This window comes from Algibacter sp. (genome assembly GCF_029245835.1).
Taxonomy (GTDB): domain Bacteria; phylum Bacteroidota; class Bacteroidia; order Flavobacteriales; family Flavobacteriaceae; genus Algibacter_B.
Genome location: NZ_JAQWOO010000059.1, coordinates 40,197 through 52,371, shown reverse-complemented (window position 1 = coordinate 52,371; position 12,175 = coordinate 40,197). Strand labels below are relative to the sequence as shown.

Annotated in this window: 9 protein-coding genes and 1 pseudogene; all 10 read left to right on the top strand. The window is 35.1% G+C overall.

Annotation, left to right across the window (positions count from 1 at the left end; translation table 11 throughout):
• The first annotated feature begins 106 nt into the window (after positions 1-106).
• Positions 107-3,400, top strand: a complete 3,294-nt coding sequence (locus P8K68_RS09610; RefSeq protein ID WP_300250072.1) for a glycosyl hydrolase — start codon at positions 107-109, stop codon at positions 3,398-3,400.
• A gap of 240 nt (positions 3,401-3,640) precedes the next feature.
• Positions 3,641-4,510: an alpha/beta hydrolase gene (locus tag P8K68_RS09605; protein WP_300250070.1), complete on the top strand. Its 870-nt coding sequence runs from the start codon at positions 3,641-3,643 to the stop codon at positions 4,508-4,510.
• Positions 4,507-5,577 carry a formylglycine-generating enzyme family protein gene (locus P8K68_RS09600; RefSeq protein ID WP_300250067.1) on the top strand — a complete coding sequence of 357 codons (1,071 nt, stop codon included), beginning with the start codon at positions 4,507-4,509 and terminating at the stop codon, positions 5,575-5,577. Before P8K68_RS09605 ends, P8K68_RS09600 begins: the two co-directional genes overlap by 4 nt.
• 393 nt (positions 5,578-5,970) lie before the next feature.
• Positions 5,971-6,808: pseudogene (locus P8K68_RS14920) on the top strand (DUF932 domain-containing protein).
• A gap of 729 nt (positions 6,809-7,537) precedes the next feature.
• On the top strand, positions 7,538-7,882 hold the full coding sequence (ssb, locus tag P8K68_RS09585; RefSeq protein ID WP_300250057.1) for a single-stranded DNA-binding protein: 345 nt from the start codon (positions 7,538-7,540) through the stop codon (positions 7,880-7,882).
• Between the two features lie 120 nt (positions 7,883-8,002).
• Positions 8,003-8,455, top strand: a complete 453-nt coding sequence (locus P8K68_RS09580) for a JAB domain-containing protein (RefSeq protein WP_300250054.1) — start codon at positions 8,003-8,005, stop codon at positions 8,453-8,455.
• Between the two features lie 11 nt (positions 8,456-8,466).
• The gene (locus tag P8K68_RS09575) at positions 8,467-8,664 is read left to right on the top strand and encodes a hypothetical protein (RefSeq protein WP_300250051.1); all 198 of its coding nucleotides are present in this window, start codon (positions 8,467-8,469) and stop codon (positions 8,662-8,664) included.
• A 446-nt stretch (positions 8,665-9,110) separates the two neighbouring features.
• Positions 9,111-9,509 (top strand): BfmA/BtgA family mobilization protein, encoded by a 399-nt coding sequence (locus P8K68_RS09570; protein ID WP_300250048.1) that lies wholly within the window; start codon positions 9,111-9,113, stop codon positions 9,507-9,509.
• 38 nt (positions 9,510-9,547) lie between these two features.
• Complete coding sequence (gene mobB, locus P8K68_RS09565; RefSeq protein ID WP_300250045.1) at positions 9,548-10,579, top strand: MobB family relaxase; 1,032 nt, start codon at positions 9,548-9,550, stop codon at positions 10,577-10,579.
• A 5-nt stretch (positions 10,580-10,584) separates the two neighbouring features.
• Positions 10,585-12,168, top strand: coding sequence for a type IV secretion system DNA-binding domain-containing protein (locus P8K68_RS09560; RefSeq protein WP_300250042.1), 1,584 nt, complete (start codon positions 10,585-10,587; stop codon positions 12,166-12,168).
• The last annotated feature ends 7 nt before the right edge of the window (positions 12,169-12,175 follow it).

Below are 12,175 nucleotides of genomic sequence, written 5' to 3'. Positions count from 1 at the left end.
GTTTAACATGTCAATGGGATGTCAAATATTTCAAATGATATATTGTTATGCTTAAGATTAAGCAAAATTATAATTTAAATACCCTAATCTTATTTTGAAAATAGATATGAGTAAAACGAAACAAACATATAGTGTCATACTCCTAATAATTTTATGTGTGACCTTTTCCTGTACTGCCCCTAATATATCTAAAACCACAATATCTGTAGAGGATTTACGTCAAAGTTTTCAAAACTCACCGGACTCGATTCAGACGGCAGTCTATTGGTATTGGATTTCAGATAATATTTCTAAAGAAGGGATTGTAAAGGATTTGCAAGCAATGAAGAAGGCTGGTATAAATAGAGCCTTCATTGGTAATATAGGCTTGGATAATGTGCCCTATGGAAAGGTGAAGATGCTAAGTGATGAATGGTGGGATTGTATCCATTTGGCATTAAAAACAGCTACTGAACTTGATATAGAAATTGGTGTATTCAACTCGCCAGGTTGGAGTCAATCAGGAGGACCTTGGATTAAGGCCAAGAATAGTATGCGCTATTTAGCATCCTCCGAAACTTATGTTGAAGGACCAATGACCTTTTCCAAGAAAAAATTAGAGCAACCTAATGACTTATTTGAGGACGTTGAGGTAATTGCATTTCCTATGCCTAAGAATTATAAGTCTAAATTAGATCCAAGTAAGATAACCACAAGATCGAATCAAGAGGTTCAGAATCTAAATTTATTATTTGATGGTAAAAAAGATAAGCCGGTATATTTTTCAAGTTCAACAGATTTTATTCTTGATGTAAATTACGAAGAACAATATACAGCTAGAAGTATAAGTCTTGATTATCCCAAAAGTCCAATATATGCTAAGGTTCAATTGCAGTTTAAAGGAGAAAATGGAGCCTACAAAACACATCATGAATTTGAAATGGATCGTTCCAGATTTGCCCTTGATGTTGGATTCAATGTTCAAGCTCCATTACAAATTTCCTTTGCTCCAATTGAATCAAAAAATTTTCGATTAAAGTTTACATTTCTTAAACATAAAGATTGGCCTTCTCCAGGTATTAATAAAAATCCGGGACTCACCGAAATTACTATCTCTTCCCAGCCATTACTAGGAAATTATGCTGAAAAGTCACTGGCAAAAATGCATCCAACACCATTACCTAAATTCGATGATTACAATTGGGATGATCAAGTTGAACCGGAAGAGATGTCTATGATTGTATCCCCCAAGGAGGTAATAAATTTATCTGATAAGCTTGAGGCCGATGGAACTCTAAATTGGGAAGTTCCACCTGGAAAATGGATTATTTTGAGAACTGGAATGACACCTACAGGTATTAAGAATGGTCCGGCATCTCCAGAAGCAACAGGATATGAAGTTGACAAAATTAGCAAAGCACATGTCGAGCAACATTTTTATGGGCATATAGGAGAAATATTAAAGCGTATTCCAGAAGAAGATCGTAAAACATTTAAGGTGGTCGTTCAAGATAGCTATGAAAAGGGAGGTCAAAACATGACAGATACTTTTCTGGAAGATTTTGAGAAGGCATATGGCTACGATCCTGTGCCATTCCTTCCAACGTTCAATGGTATTGTTGTTAAGAGTCAACTCGCTTCGGACCGTTTTCTATGGGATGTCAGAAGAATGGTGGCAGATAAGGTAGCTTATGAATACGTTGGTGGGTTGAAACAAGTAAGTAATAAACATGGCTTAACAACTTGGCTTGAAAATTACGGTCACTGGGGCTTTCCAGGAGAATTTTTACTGTATGGTAGTCAATCTGATGAAATATCCGGAGAATTTTGGAGCGAGGGTTCATTAGGTGATATTGAAAATCGTGCAGCTATTTCTTGTGGTCATATTTATGGAAAATCAAAAATTTGGGCAGAATCATTTACTTGTGGAAAAAGACCTTTTAGCAGAACTCCTGCGATGCTTAAAGCTAGAGGAGATCGATTTTTTGCAGAAGGAATCAACAGTACCTTATTACACGTGTATATTCATCAGCCCTATGAAGAGAAAAATCCGGGAGTAAATGCATGGTTTGGTAATCCATTTAATCGAAAGAATACATGGTTTGAACATATGGATATTTTTACAGATTATCTAAAACGTACTAACTTGATGTTACAGCAGGGATTGAATGTGGCCGACATCGCTTATTTCATTGGCGAAAACACACCCATAATGACTGGCGTGACAAATCCTGAATTACCCATTGGATATGAATTTGACTTTATAAATGCTGATGTGATCTTGAATGATATGACCATTAATAACGGACTTTTTACCCTTCCGAATGGAACACAATACAAGGTTTTGATTCTTCCTGAATTAGATACAATGAGTCCAGAATTACTGTCCAAGATTAAAGCTTTAGTAGAAGAAGGTGGAATTATTCTTGGCTCCCCTCCTCTACGTTCTCCAAGTAATAGAAATCAACCTGAAGCGGATAATGTTTTGAAACAAACAGCATCTCAATTATGGGGAGAAGTTGATGGAAAGAACGTGACCTCAAGAAAACTTGGTAAAGGGTTAGTATTGCAAGGATTAAATTTGGAAGAGGTGTTTACAAAAATCAAGTTATTGCCTGATTGCAAGCTACCAGAAGACAACTCTATTCATTACGGTCACAGGAAATCGGATAATACAGATATTTATTTTCTGTCTAATCAAACAAATTCTAAACAAATCATAAATCCAGAATTTAGAGTAACTAACATGATACCTGAGTTATGGCAAGCCAATACAGGTGAAATTAGAGAGCTTAATGATTACAACAGTACGGAAAGATTTACAAGCGTTCCGTTGAAATTAGAACCTTACGAGAGTGTATTTATAGTCTTCTCTAAAGACCGTCAAAACCTAACGTCAAAAGCAAGTCTAGTTTCTAATTATCCAATTCCAAAGACTACAATAGATATTTCCTCAAATTGGGAGGTAGAATTTGATAGTTTGAGGAGAGGTCCAAAAGGATCAATAAAATTGGATAGTTTAGTTGATTGGACTTCTTTCAATGATAAAAGAATAAAGTATTATTCTGGGAAAGCTGTTTATACTAAAACATTTAATACAGATAATATTTCTAAAACTAATCAAGTAGTATTGGATTTAGGCAGTCTATCTGCAATAGCCAGAGTTTACCTTAACGGAAAAGAAGTTGGAGGAATTTGGACTGCCCCCTATAGTATTAATATTACAAATTTTATAATTTCAGGAAAGAACGAACTAAAGGTAGAAGTCATTAATAACTGGATGAATCGATTGATTGGTGACGCATCATTGCCTAAATCTAAGCGGCAAACATGGTGTACTTATAATCCATATAAAGATGAAAGTGAGTTACAATCCTCAGGATTATTAGGTCCTATAACCATTGAAATTATAGAATGGTAAGTGGTTTTAAAATAAATAATATAAAGCTTGATTTAAAATATCCTAATTGTTTCATGTAATTTTAAAGTAGTAATTATAACTGGTTGTATAATGTTGTTTATTAATTCTTAGTATGATAATTAAAGAAAAGCTGAATTAGTTTTTTAAAGTTTAAAACTTGATGTTCCTTATTGTTTTAATGTTGAATACTTTCATTTGTTGCTAAATATTGAACTAAAAGGATGCTAAATGGATTATGCTATGAAAATAAATATTTTAAAATATAATATAATACTAGCAATATTCTTAATTGTTACATCTTGTTCTGATGAAGGTGATTTATCAAATAACATCAACGAGAATGAGTTGCTTAATTATAGGGAGTTGTTAAATGTGTCTTATGGTGCAGGTACTAATCAAACATACGATATTTATCTTCCAGAAGGCAGGAATGAGGACACCAAAGTAATGATATTAGTTCATGGAGGTGGCTGGAATTCTGGTGACAAAAGTAGCATGTCATCATTAATTAATCTTTATAAAATTGATTTTCCAGAGGTAGCTCTTGTAAATATTAATTATAGATTATCCGATGAGGATAATCCACCCTATCCAATGCAAATAAATGATATAACAACAATTGTAGAAGATTTAAAATCAAAGAAAGATGACTATGTGATTTCTGATGAGTATGGGTTTATTGGTGTTAGTGCTGGTGGTCATTTGTCACTTTTATGGAGTTATAGTTTTGATATTGATAATAATGTAAAAATGGTAGCCTCTATAGTTGGACCAACGAATTTTAGAGATCCTGCGTATTTGAATAATACTAATCCATTGCTACAAGAACTGTTAGATTCTTATGGTGTGAATACTACAATATCTTTTTTAGAGGAAGTAAGCCCTGTTCATCAAGCTAAATCAACTTCACCACCAACAATTCATTTTTATGGAGGTCAGGACCCTTTAATACCAGTTAGCCAAGGAACTAGTTTAAGAGATAAATTAAATTCCCTTAATGTAGTTAATGATTACACACTTTATCCCAATGCTGGTCATGGTTGGATAGGAACAGAATTACTAGATACTTGGAGCAAAATAAAGGCCTTTACTGAAACTCAACTATTATGAAATGGATTACTAGATATAACCTAATGTGTATTTTAACACTTTTCATAGTAAGTTGTAAAGATACTAGTACCAAAATAAATCAAGATAATCCACATGCTAAAGCTCCAGAAGGCATGGTTTGGATACCTGGAGGGGTATTTGAACAAGGAGCAACAAGTAATGATAATATGGCAATGCATCATGAAAAACCAAAGCATACAGTTAAAGTAGATGGGTTTTTTATGGATGTAATGGAGGTTACTAATAAACAGTTTGCAAAATTCGTAGAAGAGACCGGTTATATTACTACCGCAGAAAGAGCTATAGATTGGGAAGATATGAAATTGCAAGTTCCAGGGGGAACACCAAAACCACATGACTCCATATTACAACCTGGTTCTTTAACTTTTAAAAAAACAAAATCAACTGTTCCTAACCTTTATGATTTCTCACAATGGTGGCATTGGACCATAGGAGCAAATTGGAAAAACCCTAGCGGTAAAGGAAGTACTATAATTAATAAAGATAACTACCCTGTTGTTCATGTTTCATTTGAAGATGCCCAAGCTTACTGTCAATGGGCAGGTAGAAGGTTACCTACAGAGGCTGAATGGGAATATGCAGCTAGAGGCGGCGTACATAATACAATTTACTTTTGGGGAAATAATAAGGATGTGCTTCATAAAAATGCAAACACTTGGGAAGGTGAATTTCCTGTAAAGAACTTAAAGCTAGATGGCTATGAAAGATTAGCTCCTGTTGGTTCATATAGCCCAAACAAGTATGGATTATATGATATTTCTGGAAATGTTTGGGAATGGACCAGTGATTGGTACAATCTAAATTATTACCAACAGCTTTTTAATAGTAATACTCTAGTTGTTAACCCAAGGGGAGCAACAGAACATTATAATCCTAATAATCCCTACAATATGGAAAAGGTTATTAAAGGAGGTTCTTTTTTATGCAGTGACTCCTATTGTGCAAGTTATAGGGCTTCTGCACGTATGGCCACTAGTATGGATTCTTCTATGGAACATTTAGGGTTTAGAACGGCTGTAACCCCAGATATGTTTAAAGCTAAATAGGTGTGAAAGCCCCTCAGCTTATTTCCGTGCACTTTGTTGCACTACATTTCAGAAAAGAATTTCATAAAAAAAGATTTAGACACAAACCTTAAGTTCTAGATGTTCACCAAACTTATTACTGCCCGATACCGAAACTATGGTTGAAGGAACACTACTTTACCAATATAAATTTTGAAATAGTGGCGGCTTAATACGAGAGAGATTTATATCAATATTGGTACGAAGATAAACTCGTTAAATACACCCATCAAAAGACTACGGCATAAAGCCGCCGCTTTCGCTACTACTCATTTATTCCGTTTCCTTTTGAGCTGAGATTTTAACTACCGTTTGGGGTACAGCTCAAATATTGTTTAACCTGCCTGTCGGCAGACAGGTCTAAATTCAAAAACTATGTATTTACAAAATTTACAACAGGATGAAATCTTTGTTCCATCAGAAATGAAATCTTTAAAATCCCGTACACAAATGGAATCGCGACGTGGACTCGAAAACGCAATAATTTCCAATGGCAAAATTGTCAATGTGGTATCGAACAGCTACGGCCATATTCCAAATCAATTATTCTTCAAGAAAGCTGAAGAAATGTTATCCGACGCACAACTGAACTATCACAAACGCACCATCAATAAGAATGATAGGTCTTTCATTACAGACTTCATTATTGACGATAAAAGTCAATTCTCTGTTAAAAATGAAGAGGATTTGATACCTGCCTATGCTTCGGTTTAAAAACTCTTATGATGGTAGCGAAAAGACCTCTGGATAATTTGGTTTTTACAGAAAAGTATGTTCCAACGGTTTGCACGTTTCTCAGGCAGAAATTGAGTTTTCCATTAAGCACAGTAAGAATAATACACACTTTATTATGCCAAGGTTGAACAACTTGTTTGACAAGTTTTTGGATAATGAGTTCTATACCATTACCAAAAAATTTGATAAGATGAAAGAATTTAAAATTATCGATACGCAAGAGTTCGTAAAGGCCATTCTTGACAGAACGAAACTGTTTAGATATGAGTGTAGTGATAAGAATAGGGACCCTTCAAAAAAGTCTCGTGAGGTCATTGAGATTTTGAACTACGAAGCCTTGTTGCTCAATGAAGAACCGAATCTTTGGTTGGGCTACAATGCATTTAATTCTGTACTTCATAATGTCTTAAAGAAAGGCTTTGGCCAACAAGAACGGTTGGATAAAAAACTGTTTGATGTAGTCTATGCCCTGGCATAGATTAAAAAGGTTTGTCCAGTACCTTAAACTGGATTTTATACTATTACAAATCCGTATAACCAATACCCCTCAGCACATTCCCCCTGCATTTCGCGAAAAGCTACATTACGGAAAATGAGCTTCACTACACAGGTCTTGGACACAATCCCAATTTCAGCTTTCCATTCCGTTAACCCTTCCCGCTTCTCTGGAAAGGAACACTACTTTCCAGAGCCAAAATTGTGAATTAAGTCCGCTTTTCTAATCGGAAAGCCATCACTTTGGTTTTCTTAACAGAATTTACGGTAAGCCCTTCTTGAGTGCTTCCTCGAAAATTCTTAAAAACTAAACCGCTGTCTTACACATTTTAAGGGGTTTATAATGGATAAAGCCTTTATTGTTTTTCGGGTCGTCGAAAAACAGGCACGACATAACCAATTCTAATTTAACCATAGCTACTTATTTCGCTTAACTGCCGGTACGCTCAAACGCAACTGCGTTTAAAAGAATTGCTAATGCCCTTATGGAACTTGTCAAGACTATACAGAGTTTTAATGAAAAATAAGGTTTCTACTTCCTTGAAATTCCAAGGAATTTAATACGTCGCAAACACACCTGATTTTACCCTAAAAGTCTTGACAAAACCCACTCTATCCATTGTGCGGTGCACGAAAGAAAAGAACAAACACCCCTTAAAATTTAATCTGTTTTAAATCAATAGGGGAAATATAAATCTTTAAATCTTTTACTATGAGTACTATTAAAAATCACGTACAGTTAATTGGAAACGTTGGACAAGAACCAACAATCACGAACCTTGAAAGCGGTAAGAAAGTAGCCCGTTTTTCATTAGCCACAAACGAGTATTACAAAGACAGTAAAGGCGAAAAGCAAACAGATACTAATTGGCATACAATTGTAGCCTGGGGCAAAACTGCTGAAGTCGTAGAAAAGTATGTTGAAAAAGGAAAAGAAGTTGGAATATCGGGAAAACTAAAAACTAGGAGCTACACAACAGATGACAATGAACAACGCTATGTTACCGAAGTTGTAGCCGATGAAATCCTTTTACTTGGAAGTAAAGGTGATAAGTAAACCTAAAAAGAAAGAGGGCGTAACCGTCGAAAGATGCGCCCTCTTTTTCATTATTCACATTTTAAATACTATAAACAATGAAATCGAAGATTCACGATTTCAAACATAAAATAATAAGCAATGAGTAAAGCACAAGTTAACGAAATAAAAATAAGCTACAAAGGTGGACTGAAATCTTCTAAGTGGCAGAAAATAGGAAATTCTAAAGATGCAGCTGAACTACTTTTTGAAGATTGGGATAAAGATACCATTGCATTACAAGAAACATTTAAGGTAGTATTGTTGAACAATAGTAATAAAGTTAAAGGGGTTTATCAACTCTCGCAGGGTGGTATTACGGGTACATTAATTGACCTTCGTATTTTATTTGCAGTCATTCTAAAGTCCTTGTCGGTAGCCATTATTTTAACGCACAATCATCCTAGCGGGAAATTGATACCTAGCGAAGCTGATAAAACGCTAACAGACAAGATTAAAAAGGCATCAAAACTATTTGATATTACTATTCTTGACCATTTGATTTTTGCACCCGATGGCGATTACTATAGTTTTTCTGATAATGGAATTTTGTAAAATAAATAGCTATGGTATATCTCAATTTTACAGACTTGAGCGAAGAGGCTCAAAACCGACTTTTAGAAAATTCTAAAAAAGATGTAGAACGAAAATTTGGGGATGCCATCCGCAAATACGTAAGAGAAAATTATACCTGTTTTGAAACGATGATTGAAGAAGAAGCAATACGGAATTTATATTCTTATAAATTCGTTTTTAACATATGATATGATTTTTAAAATTGATAAGTATGCACCTCTGAATTTTTAGAGGTGTTTTTGTATGCAATTGATATCCAATTCAAGAAAAAAATGTATCTTTACATTGCTAAAATTCAGCGCACAAATTAAAGTAAGGTTATCCACTTTTTGACTTTCGCCGATACCCTTACACATCGAAATTAAACATACTGGAAAATCATTTTCCTTCAAAATGGCCATCGGCTTTTTAGCCGGATTGTATGGATTTTTGTCCCGCTTGCGGGACGAAAAGGAATAGCAAGAGGGTAACGGGCTGCGCCGCGTTACGTATTCTATTTTCATTTTAATCTATTGATTTTTAAGCGCTTAAAAATAAAGTAGATATAAAAAATCCATCGATTTGCGTCAAATGGTCTTGAAACACCAGTAAACAGGGATGGATTTACGTCAAATCTTTAAAAAAGCGAAAGGAAATGGATTCATTCATCACTATCAGGTTCAAAAGGAAAACTGCCAAAAGGTTTCAGGAATTTTCCAAGAAGCACTTCAAAACGCACACGGAAGCAATGGAAAATATCCTTGATTTTTTCCTTTACAATGAGATATCCCCAAGGGAAAAATTGGGACCAACTGGACGTACTATCGAAGCTAAGTTACTCAAAAGAATCAATGCAGTTATCGCCATAATGCGAGACGTGGAAAAGACCCAAACCAAACCTACGGTTGCAATGTTGCAATCCCTTTTTGTAATGGACGAACCCAAAAATAAACCGCTCATTTTGGAAAAAAAATATGCTGAGGAAAAAAAAGAAGTACGCTTTCGCGAAATCGAGTCTGCGAGATTCACGACCAAAGGGAGAGCGAAGCGGTAAAAGCGAAACATCAACAATGAACTTTAAAAATTTAGCTTATGTACATCACAATCACACCTCAAAAAATGGGCGGTAACTTTTCCAAAAGTTCAGCAGATTTTGTGGGCTATTTAGAGAAAGAAAATCAAGGTTTGGAACATCAGGATATGGAACATTTTTTCAATCAATATGGCGATGAGATTTCAACCGAGGAAGTCATTAGGGGAATAGATGGGAACACCGCAAAATTGGAAAAACACGAACCAAGATTCTATTCAATTACCGTGAGTCCTTCAAAATATGAATTGCGAAAACTTCAGAACAGTAGTGAAGATTTAAAGAGATATACTCGCGAGTTGATGAAGGATTATATGGCTTCATTTAATAGGGAAATCAAAGGACGACCTATCAGTATCGACGACATAAATTATTATGCGAAAGTCGAACACCAACGCACATTTAAGGGGACGGATTTTCAGGTAAAAGAGAATCAACCTTTCGCCACAAGAATACTGCAACTCAAAACTGATATCCGAAATATTCAAGAAGGACGAGCTGAAGGAAATATCAAAAAGATGAAAAAGGAAATCGCTAAACTGGAAGGACAAGCACCACATCAACAAAATGGAAAACGGATTGTCCAGGGAATGGCGAAAGATGGAAATCAAAGTCATATCCACATCATCGTGAGCCGTAAGGATGTGTCCAATAGATTCAGTTTGTCACCTGGAAGCAAATACAAAGCTTCCAATGTGAAGTTGAATGGGGAAACCGTAAAACGGGGTTTTGATCGAGACAAATTTTTTGAAAAAGCAGAAAAAACCTTTGACAAGACTTTTGGCTACAAACGCAACTTTGCCGAGACCTACAAAGCGAGAAAAGATTTTATAAAAAATCCCAGTCTCTATTTTGCCACCTTAATGAAATTACCAGCAAATGAAAAGGCATTGGCTTTCAAAATGATTACAAAAACGGGATTGCCGATAGTGCCAAGTATTCCAGTTAGTCAAACACAAATCGCAATTCGTGTTTTCAAACGATTAAGACGAGGCGCTGAAGTGGCCATAAAATCAAGTTCAATAGGAATATAGTGGGTATGCAAATAGACAATCTTATAACGATACTTTCAATCATTGGTTTGACCAGTACTGTTTTCTATGCGATGTTTCGAGTAAGCAAATATGCGTTCTTATTAAATATCACTATGCTTTCATTTCTTGTATTCTATATTTCTGAAGAAAACGAATTAGTATCCATATTGCTGTATCTGGTATGTCCTCTAATGCTAATTAATATAGGATTGTATGTTTTTCTGCATAAAACTGAAAACGCACAAAATGGAAATACTAAATATCAGGTCAGTTTTTCTACGAATAAAGGAAATTTCAAATTAGATAATATTAAACGTGGCGCGTCCGTCATCGGATCCGCCGGAAGCGGAAAAACCGAAAGTGTTATTTATGGATTTCTAAAACATTTCCGGAAAGAGAGTTTTTGCGGAATCATTCACGACTATAAGGACTTTGAGCTGACCGAAATGGCATATCCATTGTTTAAGGAAAGTGATATTCCGTTTAAGGTTATTTCCTTCAATAAAATCATCCATCGGGTAAATCCTATTGCACCACGTTATTTAGAGAACGAGGAAAGCGTAAATGAAGTTTCAAGAGTGCTTATTGAAAACCTTTTGGAACAAAGGGAAAGTGGAACAACTGGAACAACTAAATTCTTTAATGATGCCGCTGAAGGTTTAATTGGTGGTTTGATTTGGAAACTGAAAACCGACTATCCTAAATATTGTACTCTTCCACATTTGATAGCTATTTATCAATTATTGGACACAGATAGCCTTATTCAGTTTTTGGAAACCAACACCACATCGAGAGCGATGGCAGATGCTTTTATTAGTGGTAAGGATTCGGACAGACAGACGGCAGGTGTTAAGAGTACATTGGCAAATGCCCTGAAACGAATTAGCACACAGCGTATTTTTATGACCTTATCCGCAGATGAAGTGCCATTGAATATTAATAACGTAAATAATCCTTCAATCATTTCGGTAGTAAACAATCCAAAATATGAAACATCTTATTCACCAGTAATTGCTACTATTATTCACACGATTACTAAACAAATGAGCGTGCGAAATTCTAAATCTTCATTTTTGTTGTTGGAAGAAGCACCAACAATTCGATTATTGAATATGCATAGAATTCCTGCAACATTAAGGAGTTACGACATTGCCACCATTTATGTAATGCAGGATAAAATTCAGAACGATATGATGTATGGAGATAAGGCAAGCAAAGCCATTTTAAGTAATCTTTCCTATCAGTTTTTTGGAAAGGTAAACGACCCTGATACGGCTAAATATTATGAACGCTTTTTTGAAATCATTAAAGACCCTACTAAAAGTATAAGTCGTGGGCATAATCTTGATTTTGATACACGAATTACAACTGGAGAAAAGGAAATTCCAAAAATTAGAGCAGATGTTTTCTTTAGGTTAAAACAAGGCGAGTTTATTACCTATGCAGATGGAAAGGATAAGAAAGTTCAGTTTAAATTGGCAAATATTCAAAGGGAATTGCCGAGGGTGTCAAAACCGTTTTCTCAATCTGATTTAGAAGCTAATTTTGAGAGAGTTTATGATGAGGCAAGGTCGATTTTTAAAAATTAAATATCAT